Below are 19,693 nucleotides of genomic sequence, written 5' to 3'. Positions count from 1 at the left end.
GTCGTCAGGGAGGCGTTTCGTCCATGCCAGCACAGGAAGTCCGGATCGGCGCGCACCGCATCGGGGCCGGGCATCCGCCGTTCGTCATCGCCGAAATGTCCGGTAACCACAACGGTGAGCTCGGCCGGGCGCTGGAAATCGTCGACGCGATCGCTGAAACCGGCGCGCAGGCGGTCAAACTGCAGACCTATCGGCCGGACACGATCACCATCGACGTCGACACCCCCGCTTTCCGGGTCAGCGACTCACATTCGCTGTGGGGTGGAGAGAACCTCTACAAGCTCTACGAGCGCGCCCACACGCCGTGGGAATGGCACGAGCCGCTGTTCGAGCGCGCCCGCGCCCACGGTCTCGAGATCTTCTCCAGCCCGTTCGACCCCACCGCGGTCGACCTGCTGGAGTCGCTGGACGCGCCCGCGTACAAGATCGCGTCGTCGGAGATCGTCGACCTGCCGCTGATCGAACTGTGCGCGAAGACCGGCAAACCGCTGATCATCTCGACCGGGATGGCCAGCGTCGCCGAGATCGACGCGGCGGTCCGGACCGCGCGCGAGGCGGGCAACGACCAGCTGATCGTGCTCGGGTGCACCGCCAGCTACCCGGCGTCGCCCGCCGAGAGCAACCTGCGTGGTCTGCCCGTCCTGGCGGGTGTGACCGGGACGCTCGTCGGCCTGTCCGACCACACGCCCGGCATCGGTGCCCCGCTCGCGGCCGTCGCGCTCGGCGCCGTCGCCATCGAAAAGCACGTGACGCTGGCCAGGAGCGACGGCGGTGTCGACTCGGAGTTCTCCCTTGAACCCGCCGAACTGGCCGCGCTGGTCACCGAATCGCATCGCGCGTGGGAGGCGCTGGGCGCGGCGGTGATCGGGCCGCGCGAGAGCGAGAAGGAAGGCCTGCGGCTGCGGCGTTCCCTGTACGTCGTCGAAGACGTGCGTGCCGGGGACACGGTGACGCGGGAGAACGTCCGCTCGATCCGGCCCGCCGGTGGGCTGGCCCCCGCCGAGATCGTGAACGTGCTCGGCCGCACCTTCTCCTCCGATGTCCCGAAGGGCACCGCGCTCACCTGGGGCCTGATCTAGCGGAAGAAGCCGTGGACCTCGTCGATGACGCGGTCCACGTCGGCGTCGGTCAGCGCCGGGAACAGCGGCAGCGAGAGCTCCTGGCTGTAGTACAGCTCCGCGTTCGGGCACATCCCGCGCCGGTACCCGAGGTCCTCGAAAACCGGGTGCCAGTATGCGGGGATGTAGTTGACCTGTACGCCGATTCCCTTGGCGCGCAAGTGATCGAACAGTGCGCGGCGTCGTCCTTCGAGGACTCGCAGCGGGTACAGGTGCCACACCGGATCCGCGCCTTCACGCACGGCAGGCGTCAGCACTCCGTCCAATGAGGACAGTGCGGCGGTGTATCGCGCGTGGATCTCCGCGCGCCGCTTCTTGAACTCCGTGAGCCTGCGCAGCTGGCTGCTTCCCAAGGCGCACAACACATCCGGCAACCGGTAGTTGAGGCCGAACTCGTGCACCTCCTGATGCCAAGCGCCTTCGTCCGGATACCGCTGCGCCGCCTTGTCCCGCACCAGCCCGTGATTGCGGAAACCCCTCGCACGGGCCAGCAGCTCGTCCGAACCGGCGACCACCGCGCCGCCTTCGGCCGTGGTGAGGTTCTTGGTGGGGAAGAAGGAGAACGTCGTGAGATCGGCGAGCGAGCCGACCGGCCTGCCCTGCCAGTTTCCGCCCACCGAATGTGCGGCGTCCTCCAGCAGCAGTGCGCCGTTGTCGTGCGCGATCCGGCCGAGCTCGTCCAGCTCGGCAGGGTGGCCGGCGTAGTCCACGGCCGCGACGACCTTGGTGCGCGCGGTGACGGCCGCCGAAGCCGCCGCCGGATCGAGGTTCCCGGTGTCCGCCTCGACATCGGCGAACACGACCTTGCCGCCGAGCAGTGCGGCTGTCGCCGCGGTGGCGACGAAGGTCATCGGCGATGTGACGACCTCGTCACCGGGGCCGATCCCGGCCGCCGCGTACGCGACGTGCAACGCGGCCGTGCCCGAGGTGACGGCCACCGCCGGCGTGCCACCGGTGTGCTCGGCGAGGTCGGATTCGAAGCGCGTGACGGCGGGGCCGGTGGTCAGCCAGTCGCCGCGCAGCACCTCGGTGACGGCGGCGATGTCCTCGTCCGAAACGGACTGGCGGCCGTAGGGCAGGAAGTCAGCCATACTGCTCGACCAGGTCGCGCAGCTCGTCCGCGTCGAGCCACAGGTCGTTGGTGTCCGAGCGGTAGGCGAAGTTCTCCGGCACGGCCTCGCCGCCGGTCGGCGGTTCGTAACCCCAGCCCGCGATATGCGGCTGGACGACGTACCGGTCGCTCAGCCGCACGGTGCGGCGGGCGTCGTCGGGGGCGATCATCTCTTCGTGCAGCTTCTCGCCGGGACGGATGCCGACCTCGTGCATCGGCGAACCGGGCGCGATCGCCTGCGCGAGATCGACCAGCCGCATGCTCGGGATGCGCGGCACGTACAGCTCGCCGCCGTTCATCTGGTCGAAGGAATCGATCACGAACCGCACGGCCTGCGGGAGCGTGATCCAGAACCGGGTCATCTCCTTGTGCGTGATCGGCAGCGACTCGCCCTTGGCCGCGAGCGCGCGGAAGAACGGGATCACACTGCCGCGCGAGCCCATCACGTTGCCGTAGCGGACCACGGAGAACCTGGTCGGATGCGTCGCGGCGTAGTGGTTCGCGCTGATGAACATCCGGTCGGCGCACAGCTTCGTGGCGCCGTAGAGGTTGATCGGGCTGGACGCCTTGTCCGTCGACAGCGCGACGACCTTCTTCACCCCGGTGTCGATCGCGGCCTCGATGACGTGCTGCGAGCCGACGACGTTGGTCTGCACGAATTCGAACGGGTTGTACTCACCCGTGTCGACCTGCTTGAGCGCGGCGGCGTGCACCACGTAGTCGACGCCGTGCATGGCGCGCTCGAGTCGGCGGCGGTCCCGGATGTCACCGATGAACCAGCGCAGCCGCGGGTCGTTGTCGAACTGCTGGCGCGCTTCGTACTGCTTGAGCTCGTCGCGGGAGAGCACGACCAGCCGTCGCGGGTTCAGCTCGGCCAGGGCGTAGGTGATGAACGCCTTGCCGAACGAACCGGTCCCGCCGGTGAGCAGGATGCTGGAGCCATCCAGCTCGGACATCGTTGACCTCCGCGTTTCGGTGCTACTGCCGCAGGACATCATGTCACCCATGGATCCAGACCCCGGGGCCCACGTGGTCAACGCCGTCATCCAGGCACGCGCGTCGTCCACCCGGCTACCTGGCAAGGTGCTCCGCCCCCTGGCGGGCCGGAGCGTCCTCGGCTGGGTGGTCCGTGCCGCCGCCGCTTCGCCGGGGATCGACAACGTCGTGGTCGCGACCTCGACGGAGGCCGACGACGACGCGGTGGCAGAGGAGGCCGCCCGGCACGGCGCCCTGGTCGCCAGAGGTCCGCTCGACGACGTCCTCGCGCGGTTCGCGGTCGCTATCGAGTTCTACCCGGCCGACGCGGTGATACGGCTCACGGCGGACTGTCCGCTGCTGGATCCCCACCTCATCGGCCAGCTCGTGGCGCAGTGGCGCGCGCAGCCGTCGCTGGACTATCTGAGCACCGTGCTGGTGCGCACCCTGCCGCGCGGGTTCGACGCAGAGCTCGTGCGCACCGGGGTGCTCGCCGAACAGATCGAGACGGCCCGCGGCGCCGACCGCGAGCACGTCACCTCCGGTGTCTACGCGAACCCGGAGCGGTACTCGTGCGCCGGGATCGTCGTCAGCCCGCCCGCCGACGACCTGCGCGTGACGTTGGACACCCTCGAGGACTGGTCGGTCATCGAAGGAATCGTCGCCGAACTGGGCGACCGCGTCGGAGACTGGCGCGAGGTCGTCGCGGTGCTGCGGTCCCGGCCCGACCTGGTGAAGCTCAACGCGCACGTCGAACAGAAGAAGGTGGCCAGGTGACCCGGCTGCTGCTTCGAGCCGATGCCTCGCCGTCGATCGGCGCCGGCCACGTCGCGCGCATGGTCGCCTATGCCGAACGCGCCGTCGCGCGCGGCTGGGAGGTCGTGTTCGCGGGCCGGGTGGACAACGCCGAATGGCTGGCCGCCCGGTTCGGCGAGCTTTCGGTCCCGGTGGTGCCGTCCGCGCCCTTCGAGGGTTTCGACGCGGTGGTCGTCGATCACTACGGCCTCGGCGAACTGCGTGACGAGGTCAACGCCGCGGGCGCGCTGCTGGTGTCCATCGAGGACGACGTTTTCGGCAGGCGTGCGGCGGATCTCGTCGTCGACTGCGCCTTCGAGCCGAGGCCGCGTCCTGAGGACGGCTCGGGGGAGTTGCTGCGCGGCGTGCGCTACGCGCCGCTGAGGGAAGCCGTCGTGCGGGCGCGGGAAAAGCGGTCCCAGGGCCCGGCTGGGGAACGGCCGCGGATCACCGTCGTGCTGGGAGGAGGCGCGGAATGGGCCGAAACGGTCAGCGCGCTCCTACGCGCCCTTCGCGACACTTGTGCGCCCTTCGAAGCCGACGTGCTCGTACGCGGTGAGCCGACCGTGCCCGAACCGCTGTCCGGCCAGGAGTTCCGCATCGCGTCGCCGGGGCCGGGCCTGCTCGACCTGCTGGTGGAAACGGACGTGGCGATCAGCGCGGCGGGGGTGACCCTCCTCGAACTGTGCTGCCTCGGTGTGCCCACCGCCGTCGTCCGGCTCGTGGAGAACCAGGACGCGGGATATCGCGCGGCACTCGATCTCGGGCTGGCGGCCGGGCTGGGGAGCGCGGACGCGCTCGACGACCGGGCGACCGAGACGCTCAAGGTCCTGTTGTCGGACCCACTGGCGCGTAACGGTCTCTCCGGGACTTCGATGGCTCTTGTGGACGGCCGGGGAGTGGACCGTGTGCTGGACCGACTGGAGAAGACGAGGATGGCGGAATGACGACCACGGCGGAGCGACGTGAGGCTGACGCCGTTCCGGAACCGAAGCCACGTCGAGGATTTCTCGTCGTCCTGCTCGGGTTCGGAGTACTGTTCCTCGCCGGATGCTGGGCGGCTTGGTTCTTCACCATCGACGACGCCTTCATCACCTTCCGGTACTCCGGGAACATGGCGGACGGTCACGGTCCGGTGTGGAACGTGGGCGAAGACCCGATCGAGGGCTTCACGAACTTCCTCTGGATGCTCTGGCACGTCCCGTTCGCCCTCGCGGGCCTGCCGTTGGAGACCGTCGCCAAGGTGACGTCCGTCGTACTGGGCGGCTTGATCCTGGTGATGCTCGTCCGCGCCGGGCATCGCGCGGCGGGCGTCCTCGGCGCGCTCGTGGCGGGCGGCGCGCTGCTGCTGTTCGTGCCGACCTACTTCCACGTCACGGCCGGCCTGGAGACCATCGCGTTCGCCGCCGTGGTGCTGCGCGCCGCCATCGTCGGTGTGGACCTCGTCCAAGGCCGCGCGGTGCGCGACTGGGAACCGCCGCTCCTGCTGCTGCTCGCCGGGATGATCCGGCCCGAAGGTGTCCTCGCGACCTTCCCGGCCTTCCTGATCTGGCTGTGGCTCGGGCACGGACGACGGCGGACCTGGGCGCTGGCGGCCGCGGTCCTCGTCCTCGGCGGTGGATACTTCGCCTGGCGGTGGACCTACTTCGGGCATCTGTTCCCGAACACCTTCTACGTCAAGTTCGGCAACCTCGACGCCGGATCGGTCTGGCTGGAGACCACCGCCTGGCTCGTCCTCCCGCTGCTGGCACTGACCGCGTTCCTGCTGGTCCGCAAGGCGAGCAGGGGAGCGGGCCTGGTGCTGTCCTCGGTCGTCCTGCTGACCGGCATGACCTACGCGGTTTCCGGGCCGACCATGGACTACATCCACCGCTTCGCCTTCCACGCCTTCCCCGTGCTGTGCCTCGGCGCGGGGCTGGCCATGGCGCACCTCGGCCGCCGGTGGATCGCCGCGGTGTCCGGCGCGGTCGCGGTCGGCTGGGTCGCCGTCACCGGTGCCCAGTCGACGGATCTGCCGGTGATCGCCAACTACGGTCCCGATCTGCAGCGCGCCCACGTCGCCATCGGCAAGGGCCTCGCGAACGCCCAGGTGCCGGAGGCGGCACGGAGCCTGGCGGTCTCCGACGCGGGGGCGATCCCGTACTACAGCGGCTGGAAGTCGATCGACTACATCGGACTGAACGACGAGGCCATCGCGCACGGCGCCCCGCCGACGGACGTCGTCAAGGCCGTCCGCCCGACGGTCATCGTCGTCACCGCTCGCGATCGCGGCGCCACCCCCGGCTGGGCGTACGGCCTCGTCGTCCCCGACGCGGCGCGCGACTACGAGCTGGTCGCGGACGTCCAGATGCGCGAGGGCTACTTCCAGGAGGTCTTCGCGCTGCCCGAGCACGCCGCGCGGATCCGTGCGGCGCTCGACGAGTCCGTCGGCGAGGCACAGCGCCGGAACGACCCCGGCCGGTACGAGGACACCATCGACCGCTGGCTCGACCGGCTGCGTGCCCAACTGCCGGGAGGATGAGGGCATGGGGGCGAGTGCGGATTTCCGGACCCGCCTTCTGGAGCTCGTCGCCGCGGGTCTGACCATCTTCGAGATCCGGCCCCTGTTCGCCGCGGAGGTCGAGCGGGGTGTCTCGCGGGAGCGAGGATGTCGCCGACCTGATCTCGGACTGGGTTCGGCGGGAATTTCGTTTGTAGTGACGGAGACACTGGAGCCTGGTATTCGGATTCCAGGGGGCGACGGATGGCTGTGAGCGGCGATTTCCGCGAACGACTGCTCGACATCGTCACGAACAAGCTTTATGGCCAGGCCCGGCCGCTGCTCATCGAGGAACTCGAGTGCGGCACCTCTCGGGAGGACCTGTTCGAAGAGCTCATGGACCTCATGTTGTTCCTCCGCGCGGAGGGCCGAGAGGCCGACGAGGACGAAGTCGCCGAAATCGCGGAGCTGATGACCAATTGGGCTCTGCCGGAGTACCGGGTTTGACCAGAGTCGAGGACCGTAGCTGTCCTCGATCCTCCCTACCGTCGGCCGCATGACCGATGAGATCACGCCGTTCACGATCGCCGTCCCCCAGCGCGACCTCGACGACCTCGCCGCCCGCCTGGCGAACACCCGCTGGCCGGACGAGATCGACGGCGTCGGCTGGGGGCTCGGGACGCCGCTCGGGTACCTCCAGGAGCTCGCCGAGTACTGGCGGCTCCGCTACGACTGGCGCGCCCACGAGGAGCGGCTCAACGGGTTCCCGGGTTACCTGACGAACATCGACGGCGCGAACGTCCACTTCCTGCACGCGCGGTCACCGGAGCCGGACGCGATCCCGCTGGTGCTGACGCATGGCTGGCCGGGGTCCATTGTGGAATTCCTCGACGTCGTCGGCCCGCTCTCCGACCCGCGCGCGTACGGCGGCGACCCGGGGGAAGCGTTCCACGTCGTCGTGCCGTCGCTGCCGGGGTTCGGCTTCTCCGGGCCGACGACCGAGGTCGACTGGGGCACCGGCCGGATCGCGGACGCCTGGGCGGTGCTGATGTCGCGGCTCGGGTACGAGCGGTTCGGGCTGCACGGCGGCGACTGGGGCGCGATCGTTTCGCGCGACGTGGGCGTCCGGTGCCCAGAGCGGGTGATCGGCGCGCATCTGACGATGTTGCCGCACGCGGTGCCGGAATCCGAGGCCGATCTCGCGGGGCTCACCGGTGACGAACTCGCGCGGGGAGAGGCGGCGCTGGCGCGTGGGCGGGAGTTCCAGACCGGGGAGCTGGGCTACGCGATGATCCAGGCGACCAAACCGCAAACGCTTGCCTACGGGCTCACCGACTCACCGGCCGGGCAGCTCGGCTGGCTGGTGGAGAAGTTCAAATCCTATTCGGACTCGCGGGACGTCCCGGAAGACGCGATCGATCGCGACGATCTGCTCACCAATGTGATGCTCTACTGGCTCACCGGCACGGCGAACTCGTCTTCGCGGATTTACGCCGCGCTGGGTCCGGCTTGGGGCGAGGGGCCTGCGAAGTCCACAGTGCCCACCGGGGTGGCCGTGTTCCCGAAGGACACCGGCCTGCCGATCCGGCACCTCGCCGAGCGCACCGACGACATCGTGCACTGGTCCACTCCGGACCGCGGGGGTCACTTCCCCGGGCTGGAGGTGCCGGACCTGCTCATCGACGACCTGCGGACGTTCTTCCGGCCGCTGCGCTGACTCCCGGCTGCCATGAAAGGTCCTTTCCTTGCAAATTTCGCAAGGAAAGGACCTTTCATGGCGCGTGTCAGAGGTACTGGCCCGGCCCGTGCGACTCGCCGCCTGCCCCGTGCCCGCCGAGGGCGCCGCCCGCGGACGGCCCGGCCGGGAGCCCGCGCCGCATCTGCTCCAGCTGCACCCGCGCGGCCATCTGCTGCGCGAACAGCGCGGTCTGGATGCCGCTGAACAGCCCTTCCAGCCAGCCGACCAGCTGCGCCTGCGCGATCCGCAGTTCGGCATCGGACGGCGTCGAGTCCTCGGTGAACGGCCGCACCAGCCGCTCCAGCTCGTCCTGCAGCTCCGGCGCAAGCGCCTGCTCCAGTTCGCGGATGGAGGTCTGGTGGATCTCGCGCACGCGCGTGCGGCTGGCGTCGTCCAGCGGCGCGGCGCGGACCTCCTCCAGCAGCTGTTTGATCATCGTGCCGATGCGCATCACCTTGGCGGGCTCTTCGACGAGGTCGCCGAGCGACTCCTCCTGTGACGTCTCGTCGTCGGAGCCGGGGGAGGCGATGCGTGCGGTGCCGACCGGGGTGCCGTCGGGACCGACGACCACCACATGGTGTGGGGAGTCTCCGCCGCCGTCACCGGGGGTGGTCGATTCGCGGGAAACTGGGTCGGTCATGTGCTCCATCCTGGCCTACGTCGGGCACGAAGCGCAGTGTGGTTTTCGGCGCCGTCTCCGAGCGTAGCGGGAATCGTCGCACCCCGTGGTCAGGCAGCCAACCCCGGGTAAAGCGCCAAACCGCACGTCCGTACGGTGTCCCCATGGCGTTCGACGTCGCTCGTATCCGTGGGTTGTTTCCCGCGCTGGGTGACGGCTGGATTCACTTCGACGGCGCCGCCGGAATGCTCGTACCTGAACAGGTCGCTTCGGCCGTATCCACGGCCATGCGCGCTCCGGTGTCCGGGCCGGGTGGAGCGTTTCCGGCCTCCCAGCGTGCGGAAAGCATTGTCACGGCCGCTCGCCGGGCGGTCGCCGACCTGGTCGGCGCCGATCCGGCCGGGGTCGTGCTCGGCCCCAACGCGCCCGATCTCATCCGCCGTCTCGTCGACGCGATGGCCGATCGCTGGACGATCGGCGACGAGGTCGTCGTCTCCCGGCTCGACGAGGAGGCCAACCTCGCGCCGTGGCGCCGCGCGGCGAAACGCGTCGGCGCGGTCGTGCGCTGGGGCGAGATCGACATCGAGACCTGCGAGCTGCCCGCCTGGCAGTACGAGAACCTCGTTTCCGCGCGCACCAAGGCCGTCGCGGTGACGCTGGCCTCCGGTTCGGTCGGCACCCGGCCCGATGTCCCGACGGTGATCGAGTTCGCCAAACGGGTCGGCGCGCTGGTGGTCGTCGACGCGACGTACGCGGCGCCGTTCGTGCCGCTCGATCTCAACGAGCTCGGCGCCGACGTGATGGTGGTTTCGGCGCAGGCCTGGGGCGGGCCGTCGGTGGGGGCGCTGGTCTTCCGCGATCCCGAGCTGCTCGAACGCCTGCCGTCGGTGTCGCTCGATCCGGCCGCGCGCGGTCCGGCCCGGATGGAGCTGGGGCCGCACGCGTACCCGTTGCTGGCCGGTCTGATCGCGTCGATCGACTATCTGGCCGGTTTGGACGACGCCGCGATGGGCTCGCGGCGCGAGAAGCTGGTGACGTCGCTGGGTTCGGCGAAGTCGTACCACGCGGGACTTCTGGCGCAGCTGTCCACGGAACTGCGTTCGCTGCGGCACGTCATGGTCATCGGTGACGCCATGCGCAGGATCCCCGCGCTCGCGTTCGCCGTCGCGGGGAAGAAGGCGCCCGAGGTCGCCGAATACCTGGCGTCCCAGGGACTCTGCGCCTTCGCCGACGACGGTACGAGCGGTGTCTTCGGGTCGCTCGGCGCCGCCGAAGTCGGCGGCGCCGTCCGCATCGGACTCGCGCACTACTCGAACGTCTTCGAGGTCAATCAGCTCGTCCGGGTGCTGGAAGAGATCCGTTAGGACTTCGCCGCCAGCAAGACCTTGCCGAAAACCGTGCCTTCTTCGAGCGCGCGGTGCGCGGCGGCGGCTTCGGCCATCGGGACGACCTGTCCGACGATCGGCTTCACCGACCCCTGCGCCACCAACGGCCACAGCCGCTCGCGGACGTCGGCGACGATCGCCGCCTTCTGCTCCAGCGGCCGCGACCGCAGGCCCGCGCCATAGAGGCTCGCGCGTTTGCCCATCACCTTGCCGATGTTGAGCTCGCCCTTGACCCCGCCCTGCATGCCGATGATCACGAGCCTGCCGTCCATGGCCAGCGCGTCGATGTTGCGGCCGAGGTACTTGGCGCCCATGTTGTCGAGGATGACGTTCGCGCCGCCGGTCTCGGCGCGCAGGACCTCGACGAAGTCCTGCTCCTTGTAGTTGATCGCGATGTCGGCGCCGAGCTGGCGGCAGCTCTCCAGCCGGTCTTCGGAGCCCGCTGTCACCGCGACCGTCGCGCCGAGTGCCTTGGCGACCTGGATCGCGTGCGTGCCGATGCCACCCGCGCCGCCGTGGACGAGCAGGACCTCACCCTCGGACAGGCCGGCGTGCATCACCACATTCGCCCAAACCGTGCACGCGACTTCGGGCAGTCCGGCGGCCGCGAGCAATTCGACTTCGGCGGGCAGCGGAAGCAGTTGTCCGGCCGGGACGGCGACCTTTTCCCCATAGCCACCACCGGCGAGCAAAGCACAAACTTCATCGCCGATTCGCCATCCTTCGACGCCTTCGCCGATTTCGGCGATCGTGCCCGAACATTCGAGTCCGATGATTTCGCTCGCGCCCGGCGGAGGCGGATAGTTCCCCTGGCGCTGCAGCAGGTCAGCCCGGTTGACGGCGCTCGCGGCGACCTCGATGACGACTTCGCCTTCAGCGGCCACGGGATCGGGGACCTCGGTCCATTCGAGAACATCGGGATCGCCAGGCTCACGGATGGTGATCGCGTACATACGAACGACCCTATCCCGGTGTCATAAAGTCCGCCGAACGTCGGTTGACCTGTGGCGCAAACCACACAAAGGTGACGCCCATGTCATATTCGCGAAGAAGCATTGTTCCCTCGATCGTGGTGGCGGCCACCGCCGCGCTCACGGTCGGAATGGCTCCCGCTGCGACAGCCGCCACGGGGATCGACGGTCCCGCACTGGCGAAGCAGCTCGTCAACAAGGTCAACGTGAACAACGTCAATCGGCACCTGGTCGCGTTCCAGCGGATCTCGGACGCCACCGGTGGCCGTCGCGCCGCCAGCACCGAGGGCCACAAGAGGTCCGCGGAGTACATCGCCACCAAGCTGGAGCAGGCGGGCTTCGCGGTCACCCGGCAGGAGTTCCCCTTCACCTACGCGGAGACCCTCGCGGAGGAACTGACGGTCGCGGGCGCCGACGTCCCGGTCATCATCATGGCCTACAGCCCGTCGACGCCCGCGGGCGGAATCACCGCGCCGCTCGCGGTGGTCCCGGTCGACGACACCAGCGGCTGCGAGGCGGCCGACTACGCCGGCGGGGTCGCCGGCAAGATCGCGCTGATCCAGCGCGGTGGCTGCTCCTTCGCGCAGAAGCAGGCGACGGCCGCCGAGTCGGGCGCCCTCGGCGCGATCGTCTACAACAACGTCCCTGGTCCGGTCAACGGCACCCTGGGCGACCCGGCCGCGGGCAAGATCCCGACCGGTGGCATCACCCAGGCCGACGGCCAGGCGCTCGCCACCAAGGCCGGCTCCTCGGTCACCCTCGACCTGCGTGCCTTCCAGGAGGAGCGGACCAGCTACAACGTCCTCGCCGAGACCAAGAGCGGCCGCAAGGACAACGTCGTGATGCTCGGCGCCCACCTCGACAGCGTCACCGAGGGCCCCGGCATCAACGACAACGGCACCGGTTCCGCCGCGCTGCTGGAGACCGCGCTGCAGCTGGGCAGCAAACCCAAGGCCAACAACGCCGTCCGCTTCGGCTGGTGGAGCGCCGAGGAGTTCGGGCTCGTCGGCTCGACGCACTACGTCAACTCGCTGACCTTCGAGCAGCAGCTCGACATCGCGCTCTACTACAACTACGACATGATCGGTTCGCCGAACGCGGCGTACTTCGCGTACGACGGTGACAACTCCGACGGTGTCGGCGAGGGCGCGGGACCGTACGGCTCGGGTCAGCTCGAAAAGACCTTGGTCGACTACCTGCAGCTCGGCAAGGGCGTCCCGGTCGAGGGCACGGACTTCACCGGCCGCTCGGATTACCAGGGCTTCATCCGCGCCGGTATCCCGGCCGGTGGCCTGTTCACCGGTGCCGAAGGCGTGAAGACCGCCGCACAGGCCGCCAAGTGGGGCGGTAGCGCCAACGTTCCTTACGACAAGTGCTACCACCAGGCGTGCGACAACCTCGGCAACGTCGACCGCGTCGCGCTCGAGCGCAACTCGGACGCCGTCGCCTGGGCGCTGGGCGTGTACGCGATCAGCACGGAGAACATCAACGGTGTCTCGGGTGCCAAGGCCACGAAGGTGCAGGCACTGCGCGCGGCCGAGCGGTCGCAGCAGCGAAGCCTGACGGCTTCGGTCCACGCTGACGACCACCACGTCGCCGCCTGATCCACAAGATGCCTCGTGAGTGGTAAGGACGGTTAGAACCGTCCTTACCACTCACGAGGCTTTCAGCCCAGGCTGTTGGTCGCGAAGGTGTCGCACCGTGCCGGCTCGCCGGTCTGGAAGCCGGTGGTGAACCACTTCTTCCGCTGCGCCGAAGTGCCGTGGCTGAACTTCGACTCGTCGACCCGGCCGCCGCCGAGCTTCGACTGGATGTAGTCGTCACCGATCCGCGAAGCGGTGTCCAGCGCGGAGTCGATGTCCCCCTGGCTGACCTCGGTGATCAGCGGCCGCCCGGATTCGGTCGGGGTGGTGGTGGCGTGGTTCGCCCAGACGCCGGCGTAGCAGTCGGCCTGCAGTTCGAGCCGCACCGAGCCGGACGTCGGCCCGCTCCCGGTGCCCTTTTTGGACACTCCGGTGAGGTTCTGTACGTGGTGTCCGTATTCGTGGGCCAGCACGTACGCCTCCGCGAACGGCCCGCCCTGTGCGCCGAACCGGGTGCGGAGTTCGTTGAAGAAGCCGAGGTCGATGTAGACCTCGGAGTCGCCAGGGCAGTAGAACGGCCCGACGTCCGAAGTCGCGTTGCCGCAGGCGGTGTTCACGCCGCCGTTGAAGAAGTTGGTGACGGCCTTGCGGTAGGTCGACCCGGACCGCTGGAACTCCTGCGCCCAGTAGTCCTGGATCGAGTTGATGACGGCGACGATCGCGCAGTCGTGGTTCCGGTTCGCGTCCGCGCCGGTCTTGCACTCCTGCGACAGCGACGTGTTGTCCATCTGCTGCCCGGAGCCCACGCCGCCGAGACTGCCCGAAGACGGGTTCAGGCTCACGCCGCCGAACTGGGAGATGAGGAAGTAGATGACGAGGCCGACCACGCTGAGCCCGCCGCCGCCGAGGGCCACCCGGCCGCCGATACCACCGCCGCCACCACCTCCGCGCAGGTCCTCGACCTCGGAGGTGTCCAGTCCCGCGCCTTCGTCGAATCGCACCGGGAAAGCGTAGCCGGAAGACCCCGGATATGCCTGGGTGCGGCCACCGGAGTGGCCGCACCCAGGACTACCGAGGTTGTCTTGTTCCGATCGCCGGTTGGCCGCGATCACCGGGCCGGCGCCGGGCACTGCCGAGGCGGTCGAAGAGGCCGCGAACCCGAAACAGGCCGGAGTGACGCCGAATGCGCGAGAATTGTCGAGCGCATCTTGAGATGCCCGCGCTCATCGCTGTTCTCAGTCGCGACCGACCCGGTCCTTTCCGTTCCGGTCGCGGGGACACAGCAGGCGGTCAACCGCGAGAATCACCCGCCATACCACCACCTGACCCTTCCCGGCTGGGGAGCAGGTCCGGCGACCCTTCGAGGAGATCGCCCGTTACTTGCCCGACCATCCGCTGACAAGCAGAATGCGCCTTTTCGCGCCGAGTCTCAACCTTTTCGTAACCCTCCTTCGGGCGAATGTCCCACCGGGTTTTTCACGGGCCGAAAAGTGACCGGTGGGTATGCGCCTTGTGCGATCAACGCTCTACTCTGCGTGGATGGCGGTGAAGCAGAAGGAAGTGCGCTGGCTGTCCGAGTCCGAGATGGTCGCTTGGCGCTCGTACATCGTCGCCACCATGCGGCTGCGGCAGCGCCTGCATCGCGAGCTCTCCGAGCGCCATGGCGTCACCCTCGCCGACTACGAGGTCCTGGTCTGTCTTTCGCTCCAGCTCGACCGGCGGATGCGGATGACGGAGCTGGCGAGCATGCTCGGCTCGACCAAGAGCAGGCTTTCGCACCAGATGGTCCGGCTGGAGGCCGACGGGCTCATCCGCCGCACGCGTGACCCGGCGGACAAACGCGGTGTCGTCGCGGAGATGACGGAACGCGGCGCGGAACTGCTGGAGGGTGCCGCGCCGACGCACGTCGAGGGGGTCCGGGAGCATCTGATCGACCTGCTGAGCCCCGAAGAGCAGCGGGTGCTGGGGCAGGCTTTCGGGCGGGTGCTGGATCACCTGTCGGAGATCGACGGCCTTCCGCGCCTGCCGCCGATCACTTCTTGAGGGCGTTGAGCCGCGCGGCCTGACGGGTCAGGTGCGCGCGCTCGGCCAGGTTGGCCGCCTTGTCGGCCGCCTCGCCGTACCGCCGTCGCCAAGTCGCCGTCGCGCTCGTGCAGGTACGCCGCCACCGCCGCGTACCGGGGCAGCGTGTCGTCCAGTTCCGCGAGCGCGGCCAGGCCCGCGCGCGGTCCGTCCGCCTCGCCGACGGCCACCGCGCGGTTGAGCCGGACGACCGGGCTGCCGGTCAGTCGCGCGAGCTCGTCGTACCACTCGACGATCTGCACCCAGTCGGTCTCCCCGCGACGGTGACGAGCCAGCCTTTCGGGTCCTTCGGCGGGTCGCCGGGCCACACGCGGACGGCTTCGATCAGCGCTTCCCTGCCGAGGACGTTCGGTGTGAGGCTCCGGAGCAGGGCCTCGTCCAGCTCGGTGTTCACTCCGTGATGACGAGCTGCTCGCTCAGGAGCGGACGCAGTTCGAGCCACTCGTGGATCGGCGTCGGCCGTAGCTGTCGACGTCGATCACCATGAAGCCGGCGATGAGGTCCTTGGTCTCGGCGAAAGGGCCGTCGGTGACCGGCGGCTTGCCCTCGCCGTCGTACCGGACGAAGGTGCCTTCGGGGGCGAGAGCCTGCTCCTGGACGAACTCGCCGGTCTCCACGAGCCGGGCGGCGAAGTCCTTCATGTAGTTCATATGCGCCGTGATCTCGTCCGGAGCCCAGTGGTCCATCGGCACGTCGTTGACCGCCGCCGGAGCGCCGCGGTAGGGCTTGAGCAGCAGGTACTCGGGCATGCCGGAAGGGTAGTGGCAGTCTGCCGGTTTTTCTTCCTGGTGGTCTATACCTCCGACCTCTAGCGTCCTTGTCGCGTTCCTCCCTCGCGAAAGGAAGAGCCCTTGTCGAAGGCGAAACGGCTGCTGGTCCTGGTCGGTCTCCTCGGTGGTTTGCTCGTCGGTGAGGCCGCGGCCTCCGATAAATTCGCTGCATTCGCGGTTTCCGTGGCCAAGGACCACAGCCATCCGCTGCCACCCGGCGCGGCCCCCGTGGCCCCGCTCGCTCCCGCCGTCGCTCAGGCGCAGGTCGCCGCCAATCCGGTGGTCTGCGAGGGCGACGGGGTTTCCGGCAAACGCGTCGAGCTGGTCTACGTCCGCGAGGCCGGTCAGCCCGACCGGTACGCGACCGTCGTGCCGTCTCTGCGCGCCTACGCGTCCGGGGTCGACGACGCGTTCAACGACAGCGCCGCCGCGACAGGCGGCAGCAGGCACCTCCGGTACGTGACGACCGCGGGCGCGGGCTGCCAGGTCGCCGTCGCGAACCTCGTGGTGCCCGACGGCACGTACCTGTCCGGCGCCATCCGCGACCGCGCCATCCAGGCCGGTTTCTTCAACGCGGACCGCGATTACATGCTGTTCTCCGACAACCCGCACACTTGCGCGGGAACCTGGGGCGACAGCGACGACCAGCCCGGTCCCGCCAACGCCTTCAACAACGGCAGGCACTACACGGAGATCGCCGTCCCCTGCTGGGGTGTCAACGCCGCCGCCCACGAACTGGGCCACATGCTCGGCGCCGTCCTGCCGGGCGCCCCGCACTACCAGGGCGGCGGGCACTGCTCCCAGGAATGGGATCTGATGTGTTACGGCGACACGCAGTCCTTCGACTGCACGGAACGCGATTTCGATCGGCTGCTGGACTGCGGCAACGACGACTACTTCAGCACGAACCCCACGCCGGGCAGCTGGCTCGCGACGCACTGGAACGTCGCGAACAGCGCCTTCCTGATCAAGAAGGACGCCCCCGACAACGACGACGGGCACGCTCGGGGCGGGAAGACCTACGTCATCACCGGTGCGAACGGCGACGCCATCGACGTCGTGGGTTCTTCGACCGGCGGCCTCGCCGACCTCAGTCACCGGCCGCGCAACGACTCCATGAGCCAGAAGTGGATCCTCGGGTACAACACCGGATTGCAGCTGGTCAACGCCAACAGCCAGCTGTGCGCCGACAGTGCGCAGAGCGGGACGGCGCCCGGCACGCCGATCCTCCAGTACAACTGCAACGGCCAGAACGGCATGCGGTGGGCGTTCCAGCCGCTCGGCAACGGCAAGGTGGCGATCTTCAACTACCTGACCGGCTACGCGATCACCGACGGCGGCGCGTACCCGGCGCCGTTGGTCCAGCGGCCCTACACCGGGGCGGCCGACCAGCAGTGGACGCTGAACCCCGTCACCGACCCCGGCCCGAAGGCGGGCAAGAAGTACTACCTGACGGTCGCCACCAACGGCAACAGCGCGGCGGTCGTCGACGGTTCGTCGTCGGCGGGCGCGAAGATCACCAACGTCGCGCGGCAGAACGACAACGGCCAGAAGTGGCGGCTCACCGACGCGGGCGGCGGGTACTGGAAGATCTCCAACGAGCGCAGCGGTCAGTGCCTGCGGCCGGTCTCCGGCAGCACCGCGGAGGGCGCGCTCCTGGAACAGACGCACTGCGGCTCGGCCACCGACCAGCAGTGGAAGCTGCTCCGCAGCGCCGACATGCGCTACGGACTGGTGAACCGGGCGAGCAAGCTGGCGGTGCGGCAGGTCAACAACGGGACGGCTTCGCTGCTGGAGCAGCGGCCCTTCCACGGCGGCCGCGGCGACGAGACCATCTGGGCTCTCGTACCCGCGTAAACGCGATGCTCCCCAGGTCTGTGGACCTGGGGAGCGTCGGTTTCAAGACTGGCGGTAGCGGTGGGATTCGAACCCACGGAGGACAGAGCCCTCGCATGTTTTCAAGACATGTTCCTTCGGCCGCTCGGACACGCTACCGCTGTCGAGGGTATCCGACGGCTTGTACTCGGAATGCTTCGGATCCAGTCGAAGCGCGGCTTTCCGTTGGACTAGTCGAAGTCCCAGTCGGTCAGGATCCCCACGAAGATGAAGCCCGCCAAGAGCAGGACGACGATGGCGACGCCGATGTAGCCGATGATGATCGCCGCGAGCGCCATTCCCTGGCCGCCGGCTTCCCCGCGTTTGGCCTTGGAATGCGCGATATGCCCCATGATGACGCCCGCGATCGACGGCAGCCCGCTGCAGGCGACCAGGCTGGCGATCGACACGACGAGTGCCGCGATGGCCAGGCCCTGTTCCTGCGGCGGTTGCGGCGGGCCGTACCCATAGCCCGGTTGCTGGTACGGCTGCCCGTACGGGGGTTGCTGGCCGTAGGGCTGCTGGTGACCGTAGGGGTCTTGCGGGTATGTCACCCGCTCACCGTAACCGCCGGAGTTCAGGAAGCTTGGCTCTTCGCGGCCTTCGCCGCGATTCGCGCCTGGACTTCGGGGCGGCGCAACGGTGGCACCGTCGTCGGCGGCTGACGGCGTGCGGGCAGTTCGGCCAGCAGCCGCCGGGTGATCTCGGTGACCTCGGCGACGGCGGCCTCGAAGGGCTCGCGGGTGGCGTCGGACAGGCTCTGCACCCCGGACACCTTGCGGACGTACTGGCGGGCGGCGGCCTCGATCTCGTCCGGCGTCGCCGCCGGCTCAAGCCCTCGAAGCGTCGTGATGTTCCGGCACATGGCCCGATGGTACGTCCGCCCACCGACGTTTCCGAGTGCTTCGATCACACAGTCGGTTAGAAGCTGCCCTGGTTCGTTGACGCCGAAAAACGCGGTTGGGCACCCTCGGCGGAGTGCCCCTCAGACCCCGCTCTCTTCGCCGTGCGCCCGTCGAGCCGATCCCCGAACCGGCCGAACCCTCCCCGATTCCGGAACAAGTCTGGCAGCGTGTCCCGATCGACGCCCTGATCGACCTGGTCACCGAGGTCTTCACCGCGCACGATCTGCCGTGGTCGCGCGCCAGAATGGCCGCCGAGGCGTTGTGCCATGGCGATCTCACCGGAACGCCGGAGTCCGGCGTCGCCGAGCTGACCCGGCTGCACCTGCCGATGCTGGTCGACGGCACGGTGCGGCCGAGGGCCGAACCGCTGATGATCGCCGACCGCGGCGCCGCGGCCCTGATCGACTACCGCCGCGCGCCCGGGCTGTGGGCCGTCGGCGACGCGATGGACCGGGCGGTGTCCCGGGCGGGCCGATACGGCGTCGGGCTCATGTCGGTCCGCGGCGTCGGTCCGTTCGGCCGTGCCGGGCACCATGCGGCGAGGGCGTTGCCGCACACCATGATCGGGCTCGTCATGGCGGCGGGCGGTGAGCTCGGGAAGGCCGCGAACCCGCTCGGGATGGCCGCCCCCGCGGGCGCGTACCCGGAGTTCGTCCTCGACCTCGACACCCTGGCGGATGTCGACAGCGCCGCCGTCGCCGGCTTCGCCCTGCTGGTGGAGATCTTCGCCGGGGTGCTTTCGGGCGTCGGCGACCACGATCACGACACCGGCCTGATGGTGATGGCCATCGCGCCGACGACGCTCCGCAGCGCCGACGGGTTCTACAAAGCCGCCAGCGCGCTGTTCGGCAGCCTGCTCGGCTGGGAGGGCGGCACGCCGGTCCGCTACCCGGGCTGGCGCGAGGCGCAGTACCTCGAACAGTGCCAGGCGCTGGGTGTCCCGCTGAACGAGCCGGTGCACCGCGAGCTCGAAGAACTCGCGAGGGCGTTGCGCCTGGCTCCGCTGCAGGGCCGCTAGTTTCGCGTGATCAGACGGACGACATGGCGATCGAGGGCACGCGCAGCTAGCCCAGGACGACGCGGCCGCCTTCGCCGCCGACCTTCACGACGTCGCCGTTCGTCAGCTGACGGCCGCGCCGGACCTCCACCTCGCCGTTGACCGTGACCTCTTCGGCGTCGAGGAGGTCTTTGGCGTGCGAGCCGTCTTCGGCCAGGTTGGCCAGTTTGAGGAACTGACCGAGGCGGATCGGCTCGCCGGTGATCGGGACGTCGTGGATGCTCATGGGG

General features: G+C 69.1%; 19 protein-coding genes, 1 tRNA gene and 2 pseudogenes. 11 read left to right on the top strand and 11 right to left on the bottom strand.

The window, feature by feature from the left end:
- Positions 1 to 23 precede the first annotated feature (23 nt).
- Positions 24 to 1,079, top strand: coding sequence for a pseudaminic acid synthase (pseI, locus tag AC0685_RS01215; RefSeq protein ID WP_478223718.1), 1,056 nt, complete (start codon positions 24 to 26; stop codon positions 1,077 to 1,079).
- Here the strand turns inward: pseI and AC0685_RS01210 are convergent.
- A complete protein-coding gene (locus AC0685_RS01210) occupies positions 1,076 to 2,209 on the bottom strand; it encodes a DegT/DnrJ/EryC1/StrS family aminotransferase (RefSeq protein WP_478223717.1) in 1,134 nt (377 codons plus the stop codon). The two genes, pseI and AC0685_RS01210, sit on opposite strands and share 4 nt — an antisense overlap.
- A complete protein-coding gene (gene pseB / locus AC0685_RS01205; protein WP_478223716.1) occupies positions 2,202 to 3,185 on the bottom strand; it encodes a UDP-N-acetylglucosamine 4,6-dehydratase (inverting) in 984 nt (327 codons plus the stop codon). The genes AC0685_RS01210 and pseB overlap by 8 nt, the downstream gene beginning before the upstream one ends.
- Positions 3,186 to 3,234: 49 nt before the next feature.
- On the opposite strand from pseB, the gene AC0685_RS01200 reads away from it, so the two are divergent.
- The 5 genes from AC0685_RS01200 to AC0685_RS01180 all read left to right on the top strand — a co-directional run bounded on the left by AC0685_RS01200 (position 3,235) and on the right by AC0685_RS01180 (position 8,195).
- A complete protein-coding gene (locus AC0685_RS01200; RefSeq protein ID WP_478223715.1) occupies positions 3,235 to 3,981 on the top strand; it encodes a cytidylyltransferase domain-containing protein in 747 nt (248 codons plus the stop codon).
- Complete coding sequence (locus AC0685_RS01195) at positions 3,978 to 4,946, top strand: spore coat protein (RefSeq protein WP_478223714.1); 969 nt, start codon at positions 3,978 to 3,980, stop codon at positions 4,944 to 4,946. Before AC0685_RS01200 ends, AC0685_RS01195 begins: the two co-directional genes overlap by 4 nt.
- Positions 4,943 to 6,520, top strand: a complete 1,578-nt coding sequence (locus AC0685_RS01190; protein ID WP_478223713.1) for a hypothetical protein — start codon at positions 4,943 to 4,945, stop codon at positions 6,518 to 6,520. Before AC0685_RS01195 ends, AC0685_RS01190 begins: the two co-directional genes overlap by 4 nt.
- A 222-nt stretch (positions 6,521 to 6,742) precedes the next feature.
- Positions 6,743 to 6,985 (top strand): hypothetical protein, encoded by a 243-nt coding sequence (locus AC0685_RS01185; RefSeq protein WP_478223712.1) that lies wholly within the window; start codon positions 6,743 to 6,745, stop codon positions 6,983 to 6,985.
- 49 nt (positions 6,986 to 7,034) lie between these two features.
- The gene (locus AC0685_RS01180; protein ID WP_478223711.1) at positions 7,035 to 8,195 is read left to right on the top strand and encodes an epoxide hydrolase family protein; all 1,161 of its coding nucleotides are present in this window, start codon (positions 7,035 to 7,037) and stop codon (positions 8,193 to 8,195) included.
- Positions 8,196 to 8,262: 67 nt separating this feature from the next.
- On the opposite strand, the gene AC0685_RS01175 is transcribed toward AC0685_RS01180, so the two are convergent.
- Positions 8,263 to 8,865 carry a bacterial proteasome activator family protein gene (locus AC0685_RS01175; protein WP_478223710.1) on the bottom strand — a complete coding sequence of 201 codons (603 nt, stop codon included), beginning with the start codon at positions 8,863 to 8,865 and terminating at the stop codon, positions 8,263 to 8,265.
- 134 nt (positions 8,866 to 8,999) lie between these two features.
- On the opposite strand from AC0685_RS01175, the gene AC0685_RS01170 reads away from it, so the two are divergent.
- The gene (locus AC0685_RS01170; RefSeq protein WP_340685860.1) at positions 9,000 to 10,199 is read left to right on the top strand and encodes a cysteine desulfurase-like protein; all 1,200 of its coding nucleotides are present in this window, start codon (positions 9,000 to 9,002) and stop codon (positions 10,197 to 10,199) included.
- Here AC0685_RS01170 and AC0685_RS01165 read toward each other — a convergent pair.
- Complete coding sequence (locus AC0685_RS01165; protein ID WP_478223709.1) at positions 10,196 to 11,173, bottom strand: NAD(P)H-quinone oxidoreductase; 978 nt, start codon at positions 11,171 to 11,173, stop codon at positions 10,196 to 10,198. The genes AC0685_RS01170 and AC0685_RS01165 overlap by 4 nt on opposite strands.
- Before the next feature lie 80 nt (positions 11,174 to 11,253).
- Between AC0685_RS01165 and AC0685_RS01160 the strand changes: the two genes are divergently transcribed.
- The gene (locus AC0685_RS01160; protein ID WP_478223708.1) at positions 11,254 to 12,795 is read left to right on the top strand and encodes a M28 family peptidase; all 1,542 of its coding nucleotides are present in this window, start codon (positions 11,254 to 11,256) and stop codon (positions 12,793 to 12,795) included.
- Positions 12,796 to 12,857: 62 nt separating this feature from the next.
- Here AC0685_RS01160 and ypfJ read toward each other — a convergent pair whose 3' ends face one another.
- Positions 12,858 to 13,775 carry a KPN_02809 family neutral zinc metallopeptidase gene (gene ypfJ / locus AC0685_RS01155; protein ID WP_478223707.1) on the bottom strand — a complete coding sequence of 306 codons (918 nt, stop codon included), beginning with the start codon at positions 13,773 to 13,775 and terminating at the stop codon, positions 12,858 to 12,860.
- Between the two features lie 538 nt (positions 13,776 to 14,313).
- Between ypfJ and AC0685_RS01150 the strand changes: the two genes are divergently transcribed.
- The gene (locus AC0685_RS01150) at positions 14,314 to 14,817 is read left to right on the top strand and encodes a MarR family winged helix-turn-helix transcriptional regulator (RefSeq protein ID WP_478223706.1); all 504 of its coding nucleotides are present in this window, start codon (positions 14,314 to 14,316) and stop codon (positions 14,815 to 14,817) included.
- Here the strand turns inward: AC0685_RS01150 and AC0685_RS01145 are convergent.
- Positions 14,807 to 15,110: pseudogene (locus tag AC0685_RS01145) on the bottom strand (RNA polymerase subunit sigma-24); the annotation flags it as partial. The gene AC0685_RS01150 and the pseudogene AC0685_RS01145 sit on opposite strands and share 11 nt — an antisense overlap.
- 136 nt (positions 15,111 to 15,246) lie before the next feature.
- Positions 15,247 to 15,605: pseudogene (locus tag AC0685_RS01140) on the bottom strand (YciI family protein).
- A 102-nt stretch (positions 15,606 to 15,707) separates the two neighbouring features.
- Between AC0685_RS01140 and AC0685_RS01135 the strand changes: the two are divergent.
- A complete protein-coding gene (locus AC0685_RS01135; RefSeq protein ID WP_478223705.1) occupies positions 15,708 to 17,483 on the top strand; it encodes an RICIN domain-containing protein in 1,776 nt (591 codons plus the stop codon).
- A 49-nt stretch (positions 17,484 to 17,532) separates the two neighbouring features.
- On the opposite strand, the gene AC0685_RS01130 is transcribed toward AC0685_RS01135, so the two are convergent.
- From AC0685_RS01130 to AC0685_RS01120, 3 genes are all read right to left on the bottom strand, one after another.
- Positions 17,533 to 17,621, bottom strand: a tRNA-Ser gene (locus tag AC0685_RS01130).
- A 71-nt stretch (positions 17,622 to 17,692) separates the two neighbouring features.
- On the bottom strand, positions 17,693 to 18,055 hold the full coding sequence (locus AC0685_RS01125; protein ID WP_340686671.1) for a DUF4190 domain-containing protein: 363 nt from the start codon (positions 18,053 to 18,055) through the stop codon (positions 17,693 to 17,695).
- Positions 18,056 to 18,078: 23 nt separating this feature from the next.
- Positions 18,079 to 18,366 carry a DUF2277 domain-containing protein gene (locus AC0685_RS01120; RefSeq protein WP_478223704.1) on the bottom strand — a complete coding sequence of 96 codons (288 nt, stop codon included), beginning with the start codon at positions 18,364 to 18,366 and terminating at the stop codon, positions 18,079 to 18,081.
- A gap of 113 nt (positions 18,367 to 18,479) precedes the next feature.
- Here AC0685_RS01120 and AC0685_RS01115 point away from each other — a divergent pair, with 113 nt between their 5' ends.
- Positions 18,480 to 19,424 carry an Ldh family oxidoreductase gene (locus AC0685_RS01115; RefSeq protein ID WP_340686673.1) on the top strand — a complete coding sequence of 315 codons (945 nt, stop codon included), beginning with the start codon at positions 18,480 to 18,482 and terminating at the stop codon, positions 19,422 to 19,424.
- Between the two features lie 46 nt (positions 19,425 to 19,470).
- Here AC0685_RS01115 and AC0685_RS01110 read toward each other — a convergent pair whose 3' ends face one another.
- Complete coding sequence (locus tag AC0685_RS01110) at positions 19,471 to 19,689, bottom strand: RNA-binding S4 domain-containing protein (RefSeq protein WP_478223703.1); 219 nt, start codon at positions 19,687 to 19,689, stop codon at positions 19,471 to 19,473.
- Between the last annotated feature and the right edge of the window lie 4 nt (positions 19,690 to 19,693).

The sequence above is a fragment of the Amycolatopsis sp. NPDC043889 genome (genome assembly GCF_056435645.1).
The sequence above is the reverse complement of the archived record's forward strand: the minus strand, read 5'-3'. Positions and strand labels throughout refer to the sequence as shown.